This is a genomic window from Novosphingobium sp. FW305-C-111, assembly GCF_058783565.1.
On the sequence record NZ_JBYSYP010000001.1, the window covers coordinates 21,312 to 42,145 of the forward strand.

Annotated in this window: 21 protein-coding genes; 9 read left to right on the forward strand and 12 right to left on the reverse strand. The window is 68.0% G+C overall.

Annotated elements, in window-relative coordinates; translation table 11 throughout:
* Positions 1-88: 88 nt before the first annotated feature.
* The 7 genes from purC (at position 89) to AC3WLD_RS00150 (ending at position 6,879) form a co-directional block, all read left to right on the forward strand.
* On the forward strand, positions 89-883 hold the full coding sequence (purC, locus tag AC3WLD_RS00120) for a phosphoribosylaminoimidazolesuccinocarboxamide synthase (protein ID WP_492554877.1): 795 nt from the start codon (positions 89-91) through the stop codon (positions 881-883).
* Between the two features lie 126 nt (positions 884-1,009).
* Positions 1,010-1,198, forward strand: coding sequence for a hypothetical protein (locus AC3WLD_RS00125; RefSeq protein ID WP_492554878.1), 189 nt, complete (start codon positions 1,010-1,012; stop codon positions 1,196-1,198).
* A 54-nt stretch (positions 1,199-1,252) separates the two neighbouring features.
* The gene (locus AC3WLD_RS00130; RefSeq protein WP_492554879.1) at positions 1,253-4,099 is read left to right on the forward strand and encodes a M16 family metallopeptidase; all 2,847 of its coding nucleotides are present in this window, start codon (positions 1,253-1,255) and stop codon (positions 4,097-4,099) included.
* Between the two features lie 71 nt (positions 4,100-4,170).
* The gene (locus tag AC3WLD_RS00135; protein ID WP_492554880.1) at positions 4,171-5,064 is read left to right on the forward strand and encodes a TIGR03619 family F420-dependent LLM class oxidoreductase; all 894 of its coding nucleotides are present in this window, start codon (positions 4,171-4,173) and stop codon (positions 5,062-5,064) included.
* Positions 5,065-5,155: 91 nt separating this feature from the next.
* The gene (purS, locus tag AC3WLD_RS00140) at positions 5,156-5,392 is read left to right on the forward strand and encodes a phosphoribosylformylglycinamidine synthase subunit PurS (RefSeq protein ID WP_492554881.1); all 237 of its coding nucleotides are present in this window, start codon (positions 5,156-5,158) and stop codon (positions 5,390-5,392) included.
* On the forward strand, positions 5,392-6,072 hold the full coding sequence (gene purQ / locus AC3WLD_RS00145) for a phosphoribosylformylglycinamidine synthase subunit PurQ (RefSeq protein WP_492554882.1): 681 nt from the start codon (positions 5,392-5,394) through the stop codon (positions 6,070-6,072). Before purS ends, purQ begins: the two co-directional genes overlap by 1 nt.
* A 78-nt stretch (positions 6,073-6,150) precedes the next feature.
* Positions 6,151-6,879 (forward strand): hypothetical protein, encoded by a 729-nt coding sequence (locus AC3WLD_RS00150; protein WP_492554883.1) that lies wholly within the window; start codon positions 6,151-6,153, stop codon positions 6,877-6,879.
* Between the two features lie 149 nt (positions 6,880-7,028).
* Here the strand turns inward: AC3WLD_RS00150 and AC3WLD_RS00155 are convergent, their stop codons facing one another.
* The 7 genes from AC3WLD_RS00155 to glmU form a co-directional block, all read right to left on the reverse strand.
* Entirely contained in the window at positions 7,029-9,389 is a 2,361-nt protein-coding gene (locus AC3WLD_RS00155) for a putative bifunctional diguanylate cyclase/phosphodiesterase (RefSeq protein ID WP_492554884.1), read from the reverse strand.
* A gap of 69 nt (positions 9,390-9,458) precedes the next feature.
* A complete protein-coding gene (locus AC3WLD_RS00160; RefSeq protein WP_492554885.1) occupies positions 9,459-9,716 on the reverse strand; it encodes a hypothetical protein in 258 nt (85 codons plus the stop codon).
* Positions 9,713-11,536 (reverse strand): glutamine--fructose-6-phosphate transaminase (isomerizing), encoded by a 1,824-nt coding sequence (gene glmS / locus AC3WLD_RS00165; RefSeq protein WP_492554886.1) that lies wholly within the window; start codon positions 11,534-11,536, stop codon positions 9,713-9,715. The genes AC3WLD_RS00160 and glmS overlap by 4 nt, the downstream gene beginning before the upstream one ends.
* A 19-nt stretch (positions 11,537-11,555) precedes the next feature.
* Positions 11,556-11,933 carry a PIN domain-containing protein gene (locus AC3WLD_RS00170; RefSeq protein ID WP_492554887.1) on the reverse strand — a complete coding sequence of 126 codons (378 nt, stop codon included), beginning with the start codon at positions 11,931-11,933 and terminating at the stop codon, positions 11,556-11,558.
* A complete protein-coding gene (locus AC3WLD_RS00175; RefSeq protein WP_492554888.1) occupies positions 11,930-12,370 on the reverse strand; it encodes a CopG family transcriptional regulator in 441 nt (146 codons plus the stop codon). The genes AC3WLD_RS00170 and AC3WLD_RS00175 overlap by 4 nt, the downstream gene beginning before the upstream one ends.
* Positions 12,371-12,405: 35 nt before the next feature.
* Entirely contained in the window at positions 12,406-12,960 is a 555-nt protein-coding gene (locus AC3WLD_RS00180) for a hypothetical protein (RefSeq protein WP_492554889.1), read from the reverse strand.
* A 3-nt stretch (positions 12,961-12,963) separates the two neighbouring features.
* Positions 12,964-14,334 carry a bifunctional UDP-N-acetylglucosamine diphosphorylase/glucosamine-1-phosphate N-acetyltransferase GlmU gene (gene glmU, locus AC3WLD_RS00185; RefSeq protein ID WP_492554890.1) on the reverse strand — a complete coding sequence of 457 codons (1,371 nt, stop codon included), beginning with the start codon at positions 14,332-14,334 and terminating at the stop codon, positions 12,964-12,966.
* Between the two features lie 61 nt (positions 14,335-14,395).
* Here glmU and AC3WLD_RS00190 point away from each other — a divergent pair, with 61 nt between their 5' ends.
* Positions 14,396-15,073 (forward strand): HAD-IA family hydrolase, encoded by a 678-nt coding sequence (locus tag AC3WLD_RS00190; protein WP_492554891.1) that lies wholly within the window; start codon positions 14,396-14,398, stop codon positions 15,071-15,073.
* 21 nt (positions 15,074-15,094) lie between these two features.
* On the opposite strand, the gene AC3WLD_RS00195 is transcribed toward AC3WLD_RS00190, so the two are convergent.
* On the reverse strand, positions 15,095-16,471 hold the full coding sequence (locus AC3WLD_RS00195; RefSeq protein WP_492554892.1) for an OprO/OprP family phosphate-selective porin: 1,377 nt from the start codon (positions 16,469-16,471) through the stop codon (positions 15,095-15,097).
* 202 nt (positions 16,472-16,673) lie between these two features.
* On the opposite strand from AC3WLD_RS00195, the gene AC3WLD_RS00200 reads away from it, so the two are divergent.
* Positions 16,674-17,585: an SDR family NAD(P)-dependent oxidoreductase gene (locus AC3WLD_RS00200; protein WP_492554893.1), complete on the forward strand. Its 912-nt coding sequence runs from the start codon at positions 16,674-16,676 to the stop codon at positions 17,583-17,585.
* Between the two features lie 72 nt (positions 17,586-17,657).
* Here the strand turns inward: AC3WLD_RS00200 and AC3WLD_RS00205 are convergent, their stop codons facing one another.
* From AC3WLD_RS00205 to AC3WLD_RS00220, 4 genes are read right to left on the reverse strand one after another with little or no spacing between them, the layout of a single operon-like run.
* Positions 17,658-18,020 carry a DUF2794 domain-containing protein gene (locus AC3WLD_RS00205; RefSeq protein ID WP_492555319.1) on the reverse strand — a complete coding sequence of 121 codons (363 nt, stop codon included), beginning with the start codon at positions 18,018-18,020 and terminating at the stop codon, positions 17,658-17,660.
* Between the two features lie 18 nt (positions 18,021-18,038).
* Positions 18,039-18,764: a serine O-acetyltransferase EpsC gene (gene epsC, locus AC3WLD_RS00210; RefSeq protein WP_492554894.1), complete on the reverse strand. Its 726-nt coding sequence runs from the start codon at positions 18,762-18,764 to the stop codon at positions 18,039-18,041.
* A 54-nt stretch (positions 18,765-18,818) separates the two neighbouring features.
* On the reverse strand, positions 18,819-19,430 hold the full coding sequence (locus tag AC3WLD_RS00215) for an HdaA/DnaA family protein (protein ID WP_492554895.1): 612 nt from the start codon (positions 19,428-19,430) through the stop codon (positions 18,819-18,821).
* Positions 19,431-19,473: 43 nt separating this feature from the next.
* A complete protein-coding gene (locus tag AC3WLD_RS00220; protein ID WP_492554896.1) occupies positions 19,474-20,754 on the reverse strand; it encodes a heavy-metal-associated domain-containing protein in 1,281 nt (426 codons plus the stop codon).
* Positions 20,755-20,834: the final 80 nt, after the last annotated feature.

Here is a 20,834-nt window from a genome sequence, read left to right on the forward strand (position 1 = left end):
CCGGTCGGAGTCGCATTGCGGCTCCTTCGTCAGCCGGGGTTTTTGATTTCCGCTGGGCCCCGCGCCCGCCGAAAAGGAAACGCACGTGATGTCCCGTCGCCGCCAGATCTACGAAGGCAAGGCCAAGATCCTCTACGAGGGTCCCGAACCCGGCACCCTGATCCAGTACTTCAAGGACGACGCCACCGCGTTCAACGCCCAGAAGAAGGGCACGATCAACGGCAAGGGCGTGATCAACAACCGCATCAGCGAGTATGTGTTCACCCGCCTCAACCACATCGGCATCCCGACCCACTTCATCCGCCGCCTCAACATGCGCGAGCAGCTGGTCCGGCAGGTCGAGATCATCCCGATCGAGGTCGTCGTCCGCAACATCGCCGCCGGCTCGATCAGCAAGCGCCTCGGCATCCCCGAGGGCGAGCCGCTGCCGCACACCCTGATCGAATACTACTACAAGGACGACGCGCTGGGCGATCCGCTGATCGCCGAAGAGCACATCGCCTGCTTCGGCTGGGCGGGCAACGAGGAGATGCAGGACATCTCCAGCATGGCGATCCGGGTCAACGACTTCCTCTGCGGGATGTTCGCCGCGATCAACATCAGCCTGGTGGACTTCAAGCTCGAGTTCGGGCGGATCTGGGACGGCGACTATGCCCGGGTGATCCTCGCCGACGAGATCAGCCCCGACGGCTGCCGCCTGTGGGACATGACCACCGGCGAAAAGCTCGACAAGGACCGCTTCCGCCGCGACCTCGGCGGCGAGGAAGAGGCCTACCAGGAAGTCGCCCGCCGCCTCGGCCTGCTCCAGGAAGACTCCGGCCCGAGCGAAGTCTTCGACCTCGGCGCGCACCGCAAGCTGCGCGGCAAGGCCAAGCCGCACTGATAGCTCCGCGGCGGAGCGATCGCTGACCGGAAGGTTGCATTCGCTCTTGGTGGCGGGCAAGCTGCGGCGATGCTGATCTCGTGGGTGCTGGTGATCGCCGGCGTCATCCTCATTCTGTGAAGCGGGATGCTCGGGCGGAGGGACCGTGAGCGCCGCGCGGTTCGGCTTGTCGAACTCAGGAACGGCGCAGACGAAGCCTTTTTCGAGGAACGCCGGTCGCTGGAAGCCTATCCGCTGTCGCGCCATCACCATTGGGGGTGGGTGTTTCTCGGCGCGGCCATGATTCTTTACGGCGTGTCGGACTGGCTGCGGTGAACCGCTGCGCTTAACCCATTGAATGACGGCGCGCGGACGGGCAAACCACGCCCGATGATCCCCCGCAAACTGCTGCCGCTCCCCCTCCTCATCGTCCTCGCCGCCTGCGCCGCGCAGCCGGGCGGACTTGCCAGCGCGCCCGGGCCCGACTGGGCGTTCGAGCAGAGCGACCTGCCGGTCGATCCGGCGTTCCGGTTCGGCAAGCTCGACAACGGGCTGCGCTACATCATCCGCAAGAACGGCACCCCGCCGGGGACCGCGCAGGTGCGGATGGACATCGGCGCGGGCTCGCTCGACGAGACCGACAGCGAGCGCGGGTTCGCGCATTTCGTCGAGCACATGGCGTTCAACGGCTCGACCCGCGTGCCCGAGGGCGAGATGATCAAGTTGCTCGAGCGCGACGGGCTCGCCTTCGGGGCGGACACCAACGCCCAGACCGGGTTCGAGCAGACGCTCTACATCCTCTCGCTGCCGCGCAACGACGCGAAGCTGCTCGACACCGCGCTGATGCTGTTCCGCGAAACCGCGAGCGAACTGACCTTCAGCGAGGAGGCGGTGAACCGCGAACGCGGGGTCGTGCTGTCCGAACTGCGCGACGGGCTCGGCTACCAGCGGCGCAACCTCGAGGACCAGCTGGCATTCCAGTACCCGGATGCGAAGTACCCGAAGCGCCTGCCGGTGGGCATCGCCGACACGCTGAACGCGGCCACCGCGGCCAGCCTCAAGGCGTTCTGGCAGCGCGAGTACGTGCCGGCGAACGCGACCGTGATCGTCGTCGGCGACTTCGATCCCGATGCGGTCGAGCAGGCAATCCGCACCCACTTTGCCGACTGGCGGCCCGCGCCGAAGACCCCGCGGCCCGATGAAGGCAAGGTCGATCCCAAGCAGAAACGCGCCGCCGACGTCTTCGTCGACCCCGCGCTGTCCGAGCGGGTCACCGTTGCCCGCCACGGCACGTGGCTCGACGAGCCGGACAGCATTGCCGTGCGCCAGCGCAACATCCTCCGCCAGATCGGCTACGCGATCGTCAACCGCCGCCTGCAGAGCCGCAGCCGCGTGGTCGACCCGCCGTTCCGCGCCGCCGGGTTCGGGACCAGCGAGGTGTTCAGGATCGGCCGCACCACCAACCTGATTGTCGACACCCCCGACGGCGGCTGGGCCAAAGGGCTGGGTGCCGCCGCCGAGGAATACTTCCGCGCGCTCGCGTTTGGCTTCACCGAGGCGGAGGTCGCCGAACAGGTCGCCAATGTCCGCACCGGGATCGAGGACGCCGCGGCAGGTGCGGCCACCCGCAGCAACACCGCGCTGGTCGCCGCCGCGCTTGCACTGGTGCGCGACGAGCAGGTCCCGACCACGCCCGAAAGCGGGCTCGAACGCTTCAACGCTTTCGCCCCGCAGATCACGCCCGCAGCGGTGCTGGATGCCCTGAAGGGCGAGGCGGTGCCGCTGAAGGACCCGCTGATCCGCTTCCAGGGCCGCACCGCACCCGCCGGGGGTGAGGCGGCGCTGCTGGCGGCGTGGGACAAGGCGGCGGCGCAGAGGCCGGCGAAGCCCGCGTCCGCCGAAGCCGGAGCATTCGGCTACACCGATTTCGGCCAGCCCGGCGCGGTGACGATCGATACCGTCGAACCGCAACTCGGCATCCGCGAGATCCGCTTCGCCAACGGCGTGCGGCTCAATCTCAAGAAGACCGACCTCGCGCAGAACCAGGTGCTGGTCTCGCTCTCGCTCGACGGCGGCGACCTGATGGATACGAAGGCCCAGCCGCTGGCGACCGAGATGCTCGACATGTTCGCCGCCGGGGGCCTCGGCAAGCACAGCCAGGACGAACTGCAGACGCTGCTGGCGGGCCGCGCGGTGTCCGCCGGACTGCGGACCGACGGTGACGTCTTTGCCGCGACTGCCGCGACGACGCCGCGCGATCTCGAACTCCAGCTCCAGCTGCTGGCCGCGTTCGTGACCGACCCGGGGTACCGGCCCGAGGGCGAGCAGCTCTATCGCCAGAACGTCGCCAATTTCTTTGCGCGGCTCCGGGCGACGCCGGGGGCCTCGCTGTCGAACCAGCTCGGCGCGGTGCTGTCCGACAACGACCCGCGCTTCTCGCTCCAGCCCGAGGCGGCCTACCGGACACTCGGCTATGACACGCTCAAGGCGGGGATCGGCGACCGGCTGGCCCACGGGGCGATCGAGATCGGCGTGGTCGGCGACATCGACGAGGACGCGGTGATCGCGCTGGTCGCCAGGACCTTCGGCGCGCTCCCCCCGCGCGAGTCGGACTTCCTGCCCCACGCCGACAACCGCGACCGCAGCTTCACCGCGAAGCGCGGGCTGACCGTGCTGCGCCACACCGGCGACCCCAGCCAGGCGCTGATCCGCTACACTTGGCCGACCCGCGACGACGCCGATCCGATCGAGTCGCAGAAGCTCAAGCTGCTCGAAAGCGTGGTGGAGATCGAACTGGTCGAAACGATCCGCGAAAAGCTCGGCAAGTCCTATTCGCCGGGCTCGGCCAGCAGCCCGTCGCGGACGTGGCCGGGCTATGGCACCTTTGCGCTGACCGCCTCGGTCGATGTCAACGACGTCGCCGCGACCCGCGCGGCGCTGGACGAGACGATCCGCGCGCTGATCGCCGCGCCCGTCAGCGACGACGTGCTCCAGCGCGCCCGCGCTCCGATGCTGGAGACGCTCGACAACGCGCTCAAGAGCAACGCCGGGTGGCTCTCGCTGGTCGATCGGGCGCAGAGCGAGGCGGACCGGATCGGCCGCTACCTGAAGGCGCGCGAACGGCTCTCCGCGCTGACCGCGGCCGACGTGCAGGCGATGGCGCGGCGCTATCTCGATCCGGCGAAGGCCGTGCAGGTGGTGGTTCTGCCCGAAGGCGCGGAGGCACCGGCGAAGTAGCCGGCTTGACTCCAACCTGACGCACCGTCAGCTTTCTTCCATGGCGCGTTCCGACGCCGGGGAGAGAGTCGATGGCGCTGCCGCTCAAGGTCGGGCTCAATATCGTGCCGGTCCGTCCGGACCTGACGATCCGCTTCGCCCAGCTGGCCGAGGAGCTGGGTTTCGAATCGATCTGGTCGGGCGAGCACGTCTGCCTTCCCAATAACGACGACTGGTGGACGCTCTATCCCTCGGTGGTGAAGCATGGCGAGGGTGGGACGCCGGACCTCGTGCCGTTTCGGCCGGAGACGCCGTTCCTCGATCCGATGATCGTGCTCAGCCATGTCGCGGCGGCGACCACGCGGGTTCGGCTGGGGATCGGGATCTACATGCTGGCGCTGCGCGAGGCGATCCTCGTCGGGCGGACGATCGCCTCGCTCGACGTGCTCTCCGGCGGGCGCTTCGACCTGGGCGTCGGGCTCGGCTGGACGCCCTACGAATATCAGTTCACCGGCAACGAGTGGAAGAAGCGCGGGCGCAAGATGGACGAGACCATCCGCTGCCTGCGTGCGCTGTTCGAGCAGGACTTTCCCGAGTTCCACGGCGAATTCTATGATTTCCCGCCGATCGGGTTCGAGCCCAAGCCGCTCCAGCGACCGCTGCCGATCCACGTCGGCGGGATGGGCGAGGCGGGGGCGAAACGCGCGGCGCGGCTCGGCAACGGCTGGTACGGCACGCCGGACCTGATTCCCACGGTGCAGGACTACCTGAAGGAGTACGGGCGCGAGGACGAGCCCTTTACATACGGCATGATCCACCCGCGCGGGATGATCGAGCGCGACGAAATCGACCAGCTGGCCGAGCGCGGCGTCGACCGCGTGGTGGTGACCGTGTGGTCCGACCTCGACATCGCCGAGAAGGGGCAGGACGAGGCGGCCACGCTCAATGCGCTGGAGGCTTACGCGAAGCGGATCGGGTTGGTTTGAGGGATCGGGGCTGCGCCGCCCTTGCCCTTTTGCCGCCCCGGCGGCATAGGCGCGGCCAAGCGACTCCCCTGCTCCCGAAAGGTCCCGCCCCATGAAGGTCCGCGTCTTCGTCAGCCTCAAGAACGGGGTCCTCGACCCGCAGGGCCGGGCGATCCACCACTCGATCGAGCACCTCGGCATCCACGGGGTCAAGGACGTCCGCGCGGGCAAGATGATCGAGCTGGAAGTCGACGAGACCGTCACCGACGCCCAGCTCGACGAGATGTGCCGCAAGCTCCTGACCAACATGGTCATCGAGAACTTCCGCTTCGAACGGGTCGCGGCGTAATGTCCGGCTTTACCGCCGCGGTCGTCACCTTCCCCGGCTCCAACTGCGACCGCGACATGGCGGTGGCGATCGAGCAGATTTCGGGCGGCACGGTCCACCGGGTGTGGCACGGCGATGCGGCGCTTCCCGACGGCCTCGACCTGATCGCGCTGCCGGGCGGGTTCTCCTATGGCGACTACCTGCGCTCGGGCGCGATGGCGGCGCGCAGTCCGGTGATGCAATCGGTGATCGCCGCGGCGGAGCGCGGGGTCGCGGTGCTGGGGGTGTGCAACGGCTTCCAGGTGCTGACCGAATCCGGGCTGCTGCCCGGCGCGCTGATGCGCAACGCCGGCATCCGCTTCGTCTGCCGCGACGTGCGGCTGCGGGTGGAGAACAGCCAGTCGCTGTTCACCAGCCACTATGAGCAGGGCCAGGAGATCACGATCCCGGTCGCGCACCACGACGGCAACTACTTCGCCGACGACGCGACGCTCGACCGGCTGGAGGGCGAAGGCCGCGTGGCGTTCCGCTATCTCGGCAGCGTCAACGGCTCGGCCCGCGACATCGCCGGGGTGCTGAACGAGCGCGGCAACGTGCTCGGCATGATGCCGCACCCCGAACGGATGATCGAGCCGGCCCACGGCGGCAGCGACGGCAGGGCGCTGTTCGAAAGCGTCATCGCAGGACTGGTCTCCGCCTGATCGGATACGATTCGGGCTGGCGCCGGGGCGGTCCCGCGCTAGTCTTCCCTGTGGCGCAGGCGCGCCGGAGGGGGACTTATGGCATCCAGATTTTCGCTGCGGACCGGTGCGTCCGTGTTCGTCGTCGCAGCCGCACTCGCGCTGGGGAGCTGCTCGGGCAGCATGGGCAAGGGCGGTGCCGACCGCAACGGCGACGGCGCGATCTCGCTGGCGGAGTTCGGGGCCGAGCTCAAGGAAATGAAGCACCCCAAGCAGGGGCGCTGGAAGATGAGTTTCGAGGCCAATCCGAGCGGCGATGACGGCTACGTCCGCTTCTCGACCGAGACCAACCTGTGCGGTCCGGCGAACTTCTGGGACGAGTTCGACAAGGGCCTTGGCGAACTCGCCAAGCCGGAGAACGAGAAGAAGTTCAAGGAAGAGCTCGAGAAGTTCGCCAAGGAGAACAACGGCAAGTTCGACCTCGAACGCTTCGACGTCGATGGCGAGAACGTGTCGCTGAAGGTGAGCGGCAGCGGCAAGGGCAAGGGCGCGCCGATGACCGGCGAAGGGGGCGGATCGCTCGCAATCGAGGGCAAGGTCGCCGAGACACTGATCGACCTGACCGGCGAGGCCGACTACAACTTCAGCTTCAAGGGCACCGAGGGCGGCAATCCCTTCACCATGGAAGCCAAGACCACCGGCAAGATCAAGATCAAGGGCGAGCGGATCGGCGAATGCCCGCCCCCGCCGCCGCCCGGATCGAGGCCGGAGTTCGCGCCGGCGGTTCCGTCGGTGCCCATGCCGGTTCCGCCCTCGCCGGGTCAGTGATCGCGACGCGACCGAACTTCGGCGTCATTGCGAGGAGCGCAGCGACGAAGCAATCCAGTGCGCGGGAATGCTCTGGATTGCCGCGGCCTTCGGCCTCGCAATGACGATGCGTTTTCGCAGAGCAGCTGGTTTAACGGCCGCCGGCTAGCTCAGGCTGCGCCGCGCTGTTGCAGGAACGCGGCCTGGGTGAACAGGCTGCGGGCGTCGTTGCCCATCATCGGGCGGCCGAAGAAGTAGCCCTGGATCTTGGTGCAGCCGAGCTTGCGGATCATCGCGAGCTCGGTTTCCGTCTCCACGCCTTCGGCCGTCGTGGTCATGTCGAGCGCGTCGGCCATGGCGACGACAGCACGGATGATCGCAAGGCTTTCGGGCGTGCTGTTGGCCGCGCCCTGGACGAAGCTGCGGTCGACCTTGATCGTGGTGAAACGCATCTTGCGCAGGTAGCCGAGCGAGGAATACCCTGTCCCGAAGTCGTCGAGCGCGACCCCGCAGCCCAGCCCCATGATCTGCTCGAGCGTCGCCTGCGAGGTGGTCCCGTCGCGGACGAAGATGCTTTCGGTGACCTCGATCTCCAGCCGGTGCGGTGGCAGGCCACTCTGCGCCAGCGCGCTGACGACGGTGCCGGCAAACGCGGGGTCGAGCAGCTGCTCGCCCGAGACGTTGACCGCGATGCGGACGTTGTCGGGCCAGTTGGTCGCCTCGCGGCAGGCCTCGCGCAGCACCCATTCGCCGATCGGCACGATCAGGCGGGTGTCCTCGGCGAGCGGGATGAACTTGGCGGGGCTGACGAAGCCATGCTCCGGGCTGTTCCAGCGCAGCAGCGCCTCGAAGCTGACCACTTGCTCGGTGATCGCGTCGACGACCGGCTGGTAGACCACGAAGAACTCGCCATTCTCGAGCGCGCGGCGCAGCGAGAATTCGAGCTGGCGGCGTTCCTCGGCATGGGCGTGGAGCGCGGGCTCGTAATTGAAGTGCTGGCCTCCGCCTTCGTCCTTCGAGCGGTATAGCGCGAGGTCGGCGTTGCGCATCAGAGTCTCGACGGTCGCCCCGTCTCGCGGGCCGAGCGCCGAACCCACCGAGGCGCCGACATAGAGCGTGTGGTGGTCGATCTCGTAAGGCTGCGACAGCGTTTCGATCACCGCGCGGGCGATGGCGTTGACGCGCTGGAAGTCGGAGGCGTCGCGGATGACGATGGCGAACTCGTCGCCGCCAAGGCGGCCGCACAGCTCGTTCTCGCTCATCAGCCCCTTGAGCCGGTCCGAGACCCGCGCCAGCAGCTGGTCGCCGACGAGGTGACCGAGGGTATCGTTGACCGCCTTGAACCGGTCGAGGTCGATCATCAGGAAGGCGCAGCGCGTTCGCCACTGGTCGGCATAACGCATCGCCTCGCCCAGCGTCTCGGTCAGCATCAGGCGGTTGGGCAGGCCGGTCAGGGTGTCGTAGCGGGCGAGATAGGCGATCTTGTCGGCGCTCTCGCGCTGCTCGGTGACGTCGGAGCCGACCCCGCGGAAGCCGTCGAAGCTGCCGTTCTCGTCGAGCCGAGGCGAGGCCGAGAGCTCCCACCAGCGGTGCTCGCCGCGCAGGGTCACGCGGACCAGCAGGTTGGAAAAGCTCTCGCGCCGCTTGAGCCGTTCGGCGAGGTCGTGGAGCGAGGAATGGAAGTGGCCGCTGTCCCACGACGGGCCGGCGATCAGCTGGATCAGCGACTGGCCGTCGGCGTCCTCGGGGTCGAGCCCGAGCGCAAAGGCGAAGCGCGGGCTGACCGAGCGGACCCGGCGCGAGGCGTCGATCTGCCACAGCCAGTCCGCCTCGCCCTCCTCGAACTCGCGCAGCAGCAGCGAGACGACCTCGGCCTTTTCGGCCATCCCGGCCTCGGCAACCTTGGAGGCGAGATAGACCCGCGCCGCTTCGATCGTGCCGACGCAGACGATGATCACGAAGACCGAAACGATCCCGGCGGTGACGAACTGGCCCTGCAGCGCGAAGGTCGCGATCCCGGCCAGGCCGACGATCAGGCTGAACACGATGGTGCCGAGCGGCACGATCGCCAGCGCGACCGCCATCGCGGTCATCAGCATGGCGACGATGGTCCACATCACCAGGCTGTCCGCGGCCGAGCCCCAGCGGGTGAACAGGAGGAGCGGGACGGTCCACACCACGGCGTTCATCGCCGCGCTGAACGTCTGCTTCTGCATTTCCGCGCGGGTCATCCGGCGGCGGTCGGCATCGCTCAGGCTGCGGTCGAACTTGGCGCCGTTGTACAGCGAGGCGACGAGCAGGCCGAGCCACCCGAACAGCAGCGCGGGATGGACCTTGAACAGGAACAGCTGGACCACGAGGACCGCAGCGAGCGCATGGGCAAGCAGCCGCGCGACGGTGACCTTGGCGAGGCTCGAATACTGCAGGCCGCGCAGCCGTCCCCAGTCGCCGTCCGTGGGGTTGGAAAGGCCCAGCACTGCCAGGGTCGGCAGTTCCTTGGGCAGCGCCACGGAGGAGAGAGACGGTTTCACGACTGCGGGGATACGCCGCAATGGTTTATCAATGGTAAGTAGCGCCCGCAGCAGGGTTTCCGCCCGCGCTCAGTCGCCGCCGCCGTCTCCCCCGCCGTCCCCGCCGGAATCGCCGCCGGAATCACCCGAGTCCCCGTCGTCTCCGTCCTCCGCGTCCGCATCGTCCTCGCCGCCCCAGCCGCCGGAATCGCCGTCGCGCCCGGTCGGTGTCGGCCATGGTCCGTTCAACTGTTCGTCGCGGGCCTTGCGACCGGGATGGTTGCGGGTCGCCCTGTCGACGGCGAACCAGATCGCCGCGAAAATCAGGAGCCCGCCGACGATGGTCATTCGACGGTGACGCTCTTGGCCAGATTGCGCGGCTGGTCGACGTCGGTGCCCTTGGCGACGGCGACGTGGTAGGCAAGCAGCTGGACCGGCACCGCATAGACCAGCGGCGCGATCAGCGGGTGGACTCGTGGCATCTCGATGGTCGCGAGGCAGCCCTCGCCAGCCTCGGCCAGCCCTTCCGCGTCGGAAATCAGCACGATCTTGCCGCCGCGCGCGCGGACCTCCTGCATGTTGCTGACGGTCTTCTCGAACAGCGGGCCCGACGGCGCGAGGACGATCACCGGCACGGCCTCGTCGATCAGCGCGATGGGGCCGTGCTTCATCTCGCCGGAGGCATAGCCCTCGGCGTGGATGTAGCTGATTTCCTTGAGCTTCAGCGCGCCCTCAAGCGCGAGCGGATAGTCCGGCCCGCGGCCCAGGTAGAGCACGTCGCGCGCCGGGGCGATGAGGTGCGCCATCGCGGCGATCGCCTCGTCGAAGGCGAGCGCGGCGTTGAGGCAGGCGGGCGCTTCGGCGAGCTGGTCGACGATGTCGGCCTCTTCCGCGCGGGTCAGCCGCCCGCGCTTGACCGCGAGGTGCGCGGCCAGTGCGGCAAGCACCGCGAGCTGGCAGGTGAACGCCTTGGTCGAGGCGACCCCGATCTCCGGCCCGGCGTGGGTCGGGAGCAGCAGGTCCGCCTCGCGCGCCATCGTGCTGGTCGGCACGTTGACCACGACCGCGATGGTCTGCCCCGCCGCCTTGCAGTGGCGCAGCGCGGCGAGCGTATCGGCGGTCTCCCCGCTCTGCGAGATGAACAGCGCGAGCCCGCCCGGCTCGAGAACGGGATCGCGGTAGCGGAACTCGCTCGCCACATCGATGTCGACCGGCAGCCGGGCGAACTGCTCGAACCAGTACTTGGCGACCATCCCGGCGTAATAGCTGGTCCCGCAGGCGACGATGGTCACCCGGTTGATCGTCGAAAGGTCGAAGTCGATCTGCGGCAAGGCGACGGTCTGGTCGACCCGGCGCAGGTAGCTGCGCAGCGTCTGGGCGACGACGATCGGCTGCTCGAAGATCTCCTTCTGCATGAAGTGGCGGTAGTTGCCCTTCTCGATCGCCGCGGCGGTCGCGCCCGAGGCGACGATGGGGCGCTCGACGCGATTGTTGTCCGCGTCATAGATTTCCGCGCCCTCGCGGGTGATGACGACCCAGTCGCCTTCATCGAGGTACGTGACCTTCTGGGTCAGCGGGGCCAGCGCCAGCGCATCGGAGCCGAGATAGGTCTCGCCCTCCCCATAGCCGACGACCAGCGGCGAGCCGAGCCGCGCACCGATCAGCATGTCGGGCGCGGAGCGGAACGCGATGGCGAGCGCGAACGCGCCGCGCAGCTGGGGAAGCACCTTGCGCACCGCCTCCTGCGGGCTGGCGCCTTCCTCGACCAGTTCGGAGACCATGTGCGCGACGACCTCGGTATCGGTCTCGCTTTCGAAGCGGCGACCGCGCGCGATCAGGGCGTCGCGCAGCGGCTTGAAGTTCTCGATGATCCCGTTGTGGACCAGCGCGACCTCGCCGGTGGCGTGGGGGTGGGCGTTCGAGGTGGTCGGCGCGCCGTGGGTCGCCCAGCGGGTGTGGGCGATGCCGATCGTGCCCGGCGCGGGGTTGCGCGCCAGTTCGACCACCAGATTGCCCAGCTTGCCCTCGGCCCGGCGGCGTACGAGCTCACCGTGGTGGACCGTGCAGACGCCTGCGCTGTCATAGCCGCGGTATTCCATCCGCCGGAGGCCGTCGACCAGCCGGTCCGCGACTTCGTCCTTGCCGACAATTCCGATAATTCCGCACATGGGGGACAGGCGCTTTCGCTTAGAGGATATAGGGGACCCGGATGCCGGGCATCTCTGCCGGGAAATCCTTGGTATTTCGTGTCACGAGGACGCGGCCGCGGAGCAAAGCGGTCGCGAGTATAATCGCATCCGGAGCTTTGAGAGCAGGCCGATCGCGACGTAGCGCGGCCGCACGAGCGCCAATCTCGGCATCCACTTCGTCAATTCCAAAGCCCGAAAGCAACAATTCAGCGCGGCGCAATTCCTCGCCTTCACCCTTGGACAGAACTTCGATCCAGACCATCCGGCTGATCCAGATCCTGCCGCGCTGCGTGGCACGCCGGATTTCATCACGGCCTTTGGGGTTTCCACGCAAGGTGTCGATCAGGATGTTGCTGTCGAACGTGAAACCGGTCACTTGTAGAGGCGCTTCTTCGGTGACCGATCATCGGCATGCGTGCCTTGCTTTTCGGCATCTTTGATCAGGTTGCCATCGCCGGGCTCCTTCCCGTGTTTTGCAAGCCAAGCTTTGTGACGCTCATGCTCCCGATCATCGGCCTCGTCGAATAAATCGGGAAACTCTGCCCGGACCTCTGGGTAGTCGATATCCCACGGCCGCGTCCAGGATGCCCGCTCCCGCCGTTGCCATTCCACGGCGTCGCCGATATCGGTCCGATTCTTCCACGCCCCGAACCCAGCTTCCAGCCAATCGAGATTTCCCTCAACCGGGGACTGCGACTTGAAGCTGGCGACAGCCTCCCGCAGCACGGAAGCGCGCGACTTGCCCTGCTCGGCCGCGCGGGCGTCGAGCCATTTGATGTCTTCGTCGGGCAGGTCGGCAAGGATGCGTGTCATAGTGATATCATGATATGATATCGTGATATCGTCAATCAGATTCTTTCCCAGTCCGCGTAGAGCCGGTTTTGGGAAACACAGAGGTGGAGCGTGAAGCGCTCCAGATACGGTCCGTTGGATGCACGGCCATTCACCGAGCCGAAATGCCGTTCACAGGCCTTACCTACGTACCAATCGGGAGCGCTCAGCAGCGGTCGCCCGGCAATTTCGGCAGAGCTCCATTCATACCTTTCAGCTGAAAGAACACCGGAAAGTCTTTTCATTTCAATCGGAGGCAGTTCAAAAACGTAATATTCGCCATCCGAAAGACCGTCCTGCCAGTAGTGACCCTTTTTCGCGCTCGCGTGAAACGCCACGAGTTCCGGGAATTTCGACATCACATCGTCAGGCTCGATGTCATGAGATTGAAATCCGAATGCCGCCCAAGCCATGGCGAAGGTGACAAGTCCGGATACCGCCATCCCTATCAAAAAGGACGTGCTGCGGGATCGCTTGAATATCAGACTGAGAACTGCGGCAACGACAAGTGTGCTGCCTATCCAAAAAACTCCAAGTGTCAGGAGACCAAATAGCCCCACGATCCCGGGCATGGCTCAGCCCTTCTTCTCCGCCTCGGCCTTCTTCTTCTTCTTCATCGCGTCGTGGAAGCGGTCGGCCCAGCCTGGTTTGACCAGCTGTTCGGCACGGACCAAGCGAAGCTCGCCGTCGCCAACGTCGCGGCTGACCGCGCTGCCTGCGGCGACGATGGCGTCCGCGCCGATCCTGACCGGGGCGATCAGCGCCGAATTTGAGCCGATGAAGGCACGCTCGCCGATCACCGTCCGGTGCTTGAAATAGCCGTCATAGTTGCAGGTGATCGTGCCCGCGCCGATGTTCGCGCCCGCGCCGATCTCGGCATCGCCGAGGTAGCTGAGGTGATTGGCCTTGGCCCCCTTGCCCAGCGTGGCCTTCTTCATCTCGACGAAGTTGCCGATCTTGCTGCCCTCCTCGAGCACCGCGCCGGGGCGCAGGCGGGCGAACGGGCCGACCTCCACGCCCTCGTCGAGCCGCGCGCCCTCGATGTGGCTGAACCCGCGGATCGTGACCTTGTCCGCCACGGTCACGCCGGGGCCAAACACGACGTTGGGCTCCACCGTCACGTCGCGGCCGAGCGCGGTGTCCCACGCGAACCACACGGTCTCCGGCGCGACCAGCGAGGCGCCCTCGGCCATCGCGGCGGCACGGCGGCGCTGCTGCCAGCGCGCTTCGGCCTCCGCCAGTTCGGCGCGGCTGTTGATCCCGGCGACCTCGTCGGCGTCGTCCGTCACCACCACGGCACAGGTCCGGCCATCGGCGATGGCGATGTTGACCACGTCGGGCAGGTAATATTCGCCCTGCGCGTTGTCGTTGCCGACGCGGGCGAGCAGCGCGAACAGGTCTTCGCTGCGCACCGCCATCAGGCCGGAGTTGCAGACCCGGCAGGCGCGCTCGGCCTCGCTGGCGTCCTTGTGCTCGACCATCTTCACGATCCGCCCGTCCTCGGCGATCACGCGGCCGTACTGGAGCGTGTCGGCTGGCGCAAAGCCGAGCACCACGGCGGCGGGCTGGTCCGCGCCGTGGAGCCGCTCGATCATCGCGCGCATCGTCTCGGCGCGGACGAACGGAACGTCGCCGTAGAGGATCAGGACGTCCCCGGCGAAACCGGCCAGCGCATCCTCGGCCTGCTGGACGGCGTGGGCGGTGCCGTGCTGCGGGTCCTGCACCGCGATCGTCGCCGCGCCCTTCAGCGCCTTTTCAAGCTGCTCGCGCCCGTGCCCGGCGACGACCACCTGCCGCGCTGGCGAAAGCTGTGCAGCGCTGTCCATCAGGTGCAGCAGCATCGCCCGGCCGGCGATCTGGTGCAGCACCTTGTGCAGGTCGCTCTTCATCCGGGTGCCCTTGCCCGCGGCAAGGATCACGATTGCGAGAGGGGTATCGGAAGCCATGGCGCGCTCTCTGCCAGCAAAGTCTTGCCGATTCCACCATGTCGCGCCACGGAGCGCCAACATGACCGATTTTCCATTTTCCAGCGTCGGCTTCGACCTCGACGGCACGCTGCTCGACACCAGCCGCGACCTCTGCGCCGCGCTCAACCACGCGCTCGCCATCGAGGGCCGCGCGCCGGTCCCGACGGACGAGGTCGCCGACCTGATCGGCGGCGGCGCGGCGCAGATGCTGCGCAAGGCGCTGGAAGTGCGCGGCGGCGCGGTAAGCGAGGAGCGGTTCTGGCAGCTCCAGGGCGAACTGCTCGCGTTCTATGCCGACAACATCGCCGTCCACACCGCGTTCTATCCGGGCGCGGAGGCGATGCTCGACGAACTCGACCGGCAAGGCGTGAAGATCGCAGTCGCGACCAACAAGAAGGAGGCCTACGCCGTGCGCCTGTTCGAGGAGATGGGCATCCTCGGCCGCTTCGCCACGGTCATCGGCGGCGATTCGCTTGGCCCCGGCCGGGCCAAGCCCGCCCCCGACATGATCCATGAATACGTCGCGCGGCTTGGCGGCGGGGCGACCGCGTTCGTCGGCGACACCACCTTCGATATCGGCGCGGCGCGGGCGGCGGGGGTGCCGTCGGTCGCGGTGAGCTTCGGGTTCAACGACCTTCCGGCGCACGAACTGGGCGCCGACGCGGTGATCGGCCATTTCGACGAACTGATCCCGGTGCTCGCGGGCCTGTGGGCCTGATGCCGCCCCGGGTTCGATCTCTCAGAAATCGACCTGCGCCCGCATCCCCACCGCGTCGGCCGTGTACGATGCGTCCGCGCCCGCCGGGACCGCGGCATTGTCGATCCACAGGTGCCCGTAGTTCAGGATGAACCGGACGTAGTCGACCGGCACCCACAGCAGCGACACCCCGCCGACCTGCTGCCGCCCGCCGCGGATCGCGCCGTCATTGAGGTCCAGCCAGTCGTAGCGCAGGTTGAGCTGGACCGCGCCGATGCCGCCCTTGTCGAGCCCGGCCGTGGGCCGGATCCGGTTCCATGAACCGTCGCCGGCCTTGTAGGGCAAGGTGTCGTCGGTGAGGAAATACCCGGCCTCGACATAACCGCCATTGAAGGTGGGGTCGGCAAGGCCCGGTCGCCGCGCCGTCATCCACGCGCTTTCCCCGGCGAGATGGAGTCGCCCGCCGGTCCAGCCCGCTTCCACGCCGATGCTGTGTTCGCCGGTCGCGCTGAACGCCCTGGTATCGACCAGGCGCACGTCGGTGGTGCGGACAAACGGCCGGGCGCGGTAGCGGGCGGTGCTGGCCGCGTCGTTGAAGTCGCGGGTGTGGAACGACCCGCCGAGGTGCAGCTGCCCGCCGGCCAGCTTCGGCTGGAATGCGGCGCGCGCGTCGAGGGACCAGGAATTGTTCGCGTCGTTGTTCAGGTCGGCTGCGTTGTCGGTGAAAACACCTCCCTGCAGGAGCAGCGCCTTGTTCTGGTACTGCGCCGAGAGACCGACCCGCCGCTCGAACCCGAACGCGGAGTTGAAAGCGCCGCGCTCCATGAAGCTGGTGAACAGGTCGGAAGTGACCTCCTCCATGCCCCAGAACGGTTTGTGCTGGCCCAGCGTCAGCGTGACATGACGAATGCCGCCATAGGTCAGGTAGAGGTCCGTCAGATCGACATTGCTGTTGGCGAAATCGGCCTCGACCCGGTAGCCGAACTGGCCGGGGAGCGCGCCCTCGAAACCCAGGTAGGCCCGGCGCAGCTCGCTGCCGAAGCCGAGCGAATTGCCGGGAATGGCGGCGGGACCGTCCACGCCCGCGACATCGACCTGGAGACGGCCGCGCGGCTTGAAGCTCCACTTGCCCGCATCGGGGTTCTTCGGGTCGGCCGCCGCCTCGAGCCGGGGCGCGCCGTCCCAAGTGATCGCGGTGGCCGGCTTTGCCATGGCGGTGGACGCGGGAGCCGCCTGCGCCGCCGCCAGCTTGCCCTGAAGCTCGGAAATCTGCGCCTGCATCGCCGCCATGTCGGCCTGCATCCGCGCCAGCTGCGCCTGCATCGCGGCATAGTCTTCGGCAGTCTGGGCGCTGGCGGGCATGGTCATCACCGATAGCGCCACACCGGTAAGAGCCGAGATGCGGCGGGAATGCGTCATAGGGTGGTCCCTTCTTCCGATTCGCGCGCCTCTATGCCGTCCTCTGCCCGCGAATGCGACCGAAGCGTGACGCCTGCCGCTACGGCACGCGATCGCTGCATCCGTGCCATTGCCAGCGCCGCCGCGCCGTGGCATCGCCGCGCCACTTTTTCGGCTCGCGGGCGCAAACGTGCCAGCGGGCGCTGCATTCGGGAGACCTGCCATGACCATCTCGTTCGAAAACAGGGTTGCGATCGTCACCGGCGCGGGCGGCGGCCTCGGCAAGGCCTATGCGCTCGAGCTGGCCCGCCGCGGGGCAAAGGTCGTGGTCAACGATCTCGGCGGTTCGCGCGACGGCACCGGCCACTCCGACGCCGCGCTGCAGGTGGTCGAGGAAATCAAGGCGATGGGCGGCGAGGCGATGTCGAACGGCGCCTCGGTCACCGAGTACGACCAGATGGTCGAGATGGTCGCCAAGGCCAAGGAAGCCTGGGGCGGCGTCCACGTGCTCATCAACAACGCCGGCATTCTGCGCGACAAGTCGTTCGCCAAGATGGAGCCGTCGGACTTCGAACTGGTGGTCAAGGTCCACCTGCTCGGCTCGGCCTTCGCCACCAAGGCCGTGTGGGAAACCATGCGCGAGCAGAACTATGGCCGCATCCTGATGACCGCGTCGTCGACCGGTCTGTTCGGCAACTTCGGCCAGACCAACTACGGCGCGGCCAAGCTGGGCCTCGCCGGGTTCACCAAGTCGCTCTACCTCGAAGGCGCGAAGAACAACATCAAGGTCAACACGCTGGCCCCGGTCGCGGCGACCCGCATGACCGCCGACATCCTGCCGGAAGAAGCGTTCAAGCTGTTCGCGCCGGAAAACGTGGTGCCGGCCGCGCTCTACCTCGTCTCCGAGGATGCGCCGAGCAACGCCATCGTCGGCGCGGGCGCGGGTGCTTACCATTCGGCCTACGTGACGATGAACCAGCCGCTGTTCCTCGGCGAGGGCGAGCGCAACGTCGAAGGCTTCGCCGCCAACTGGGAGCGTATCGCCGACCGCGTCAACGACGTCGTCCCGGCCTCGGGCTCCGAACAGAGCCAGCTGATCATGGCCGCGATGCAGAAGGCCATGACCGGGGGCTGAACTGCCCCCTCGAACCTGAAGCCCAAGTCGCCCCTTGACCCCGCAAAAGCGGAGGACAGGGGGCGGGGTCGCTCATTCCTCGACCAGCTTGACCAGCCGCCGCTCGAGTACGGAAAGCACGCCGGCGAGTTCATGGCCGCGCTTCAGGACCTGCCCGGCTTCGCCATAGAGCGCCCACATGCCCTGCCGCCCGCGCAGGGCCGGGCGCTTCTCGACGCGTGCGGTCGGGCGTTCGGCGGTGCGGCGGAAGGCCGAGAAGCTGGCGGCATCGCGGCCGAAGTCCATCGCATAGTCCTTCCACTCCCCGGCCGCGACCATGCGGCCGTAAAGGTCGAGGATGCGCAGGAGTTCGGGCCGCTCGAACCCGACCTGCTGGGGCCGGGCCTGCGGGAAGGCGATGACGTGGGCTGATCGGGTTGCGCCGGAAGGGTCCATGTCCGGCCCGCGCGCCACTTAGAGCCTGTCCTGCCGGCGGCCCCGCTTGATGGACGTGGCCGGTTCGGGCGCAGGCGCGCCCTCCCGGTCCGCCAGCAGGGCGGCAACCTGCTTCCTGAGGTCGGCGATCTCCGCCTCGAGGTCGTCGACACGCGCCGCGCCGACCGGTTCGCACGGCTCCTTGCAAGGCGTGCCGTAGGGCATGAATTCACGCTGCCACGTTTCCGCGGCGACCAGTGTCGAGCGGGCCTTGACCCCGACCATCGTCGCGCCTTCCGGCACGTCGTCCGTCACCACCGCGTTCGCCCCGATGCGGGCGCGCGGGCCGACGGTGATGGGGCCAAGGATCTGCGCGCCCGAGCCGACGATGACGTTGTCGAGCAGGGTCGGGTGGCGCTTGCCGGGGACGCCGTTAGCCGGGTTGGTCCCGCCCAGCGTCACGCACTGGTAGATGGTGACGTTGTCGCCGATCTCCGCAGTCTCGCCGATCACGGTGAAGCCATGGTCGATGAACAGGTGGCGCCCGATCTTGGCGCCGGGGTGGATGTCGATCCCGGTCAGCAGGCGGGCGATGTGGTTGACGAGGCGCGCGGCGAAAAACAGCTCGCCTTCGAACAACCAGTGGGCGACCCGGTGGAAACCGACCGCCAGAAGACCCGGATAAAGCAGGATTTCCCAACGCGACCGCGGTGCGGGATCGCGCGCGCGGATCGAGTCCAGGTATTCGACAAGGCTGCGAAACATGCGTGGATTCTCCCACTATTCCCCTGTTGACGCAACCACTGCCTGTCCGTGCGGCTAAAGCAGCCGCGGCTGGAACGCGCCGCCGCGCTCGGCGAGCGCGTCTCTGAGCAGCGATATGGTGACGGCGGCCTTCCGCTCAAGGGACAGGCGATCGATTGTTTCGACCAGCGCCTCGACCCCGGCGTGACTGCGTTCGATCCGCGGGAGGAGGTAGCCGCTCGCCCCTTCCGGCAGGGCCAGCCCGCGCTGCGCGGCGTGCGTTTCGATCAGGCCGGCGAGCAGTTCGTCGTCGGGCGCGCCGATCTCGAGGAGCAGCGCCGCGCCGAGCCGGCTGGCCAGATCCGGCAGCGAAACCCGCCATTCGCCCGGCGCAAGGCCGGACACGAGCAGCAGCGGCACGTCATTGGCCTGGGCGCGGTTCCAGCGGTGGAACAGCGCGTTCTCATCCATCCGGTCGGCATCGTCGATCGCCTCGCCCGCGCCGCTCTGCGCGAACCAGCGGGCAAGCAGGCTCTTGCCCGAGCGCGGCGGCCCGGCCAGCACGGCGGTCCGGAACGGCCAGCGCGCCGCAGTCGTGAGCCCGTCGAGCACCGGCGCAAGGCTTGGCCCGACGACGATGCTGCCGGACTGGCCCGTTGCCGACAGGGGTAGCGCGATCTGGCTCATGCGCGGCTTTGCCCGGCTCTGTATCGACGCACCTTCCGTCCGTTCACTTGCGGATCGAAAGCGCGTTGGTCCCTTGCGTCACCTGCCAGCCGCGGGCGCGCAGCGCGGCGGCGAGCTGCGCGAGATCGCCGGCGAACGTGACCCGCAGCACCGATGTCCCGCCAACCGCGACGGAGCTGATCGAGACGCCCTGGACCCCGCCGATCCCGCGCAGCGAGGCGAGTCCGGCATCGACCGAGGTCGGCTCGGGCGTTGCCACCTGGACGGTGAAGCTCGCGGTCGGCGCGGCGGCCGTCGGGGCGGCGGTGGGGGTCGCACCTGGGGTGGCCGCACCGGCCGGGGCGGCGGTGGGCAGCGGCCCCTGCTTGGCGACGATCGCGGCAATCGCGGCCTCGTCGACCTGGATCGCGACGTTGAGCGACTTGTCGGGCGCGAGCACCCCGGCGGCGAGCGCCTGGCCGTAAGTGCGGTCGAGCCGCTCGATCGCCTGGTTCAGCATCGCCGGCACGCCCGCTTCGTCGTTGGCGGTCATCGTGAAGCTGTCGAGATAGCGATTGTCGGGTCCGAATCGCGCGGTGAAGGTGCCGCGCACCGGTCCGCCGGGGAACTGCCGCTCGAGCCGCGCCATCGGCATCAGCACGTCGGCAGCGCCGAACTCGTCGAGCACCAGCCGCCACCAGGTGCGGCTGCGGCGGTCGAGCTGGCCGGCGGTGAGCAGCAGCGAATCGGAGCCGTCACCCTGCGGGCGAACGTAATCGATCGTGCTCGCCCCGGTGCGATACTCGGCCCAGGCCTTCTGCCACGGGGTGCGCGTTTCGAACACGCTGGTGACGCCGCCCTGCGTCAGCACCGGGATCACCAGCATCGGCGCGGAGCGGACCTTCTCGCCCGACAGGCCGAGCAGCTGCCCGGCGCGGGCGCGGTCGAAGATCACCCCCAGCGTGGCGATATAGCGGTGAGGGCCGAGCTGTTCGCGTTCGACCACGACGGCGGAGACCATCGAGTCGATGGCTCCATCGGACAGCGCCGGGGCCTTGCTGGTCCCGCCGCTTTGCGCCGACCACAGCTTTTCCCAGGCCTTGCGCTGGGCTTCGGACCAGCCCTTGAGGCGCGCCTCCTCGGCATCCTTGCCGGTGGTCTCGACCTCGATCCCGGAGACCTCGAAATCCCCGTTGCTGGCGATCGGCGGGATGCCGCGGTCGCCTTCGATCTGGGCGACCAGCCGGTCGATCCCGGTCGCGGCGAGCGCCAGCGCGACGACCCCCGCGACGGCGAGGAACACCGGGCTGGTGCGAAGGCGCGGGGAAAGGGCCGGGAGGCGCAAGGCGGCCAAGACAAACCTATTCGTGGTGGACAGGCGGCGCTTTTGCCCAAGCACGAGTGGAAATCCAAGCGGGAAAGCGT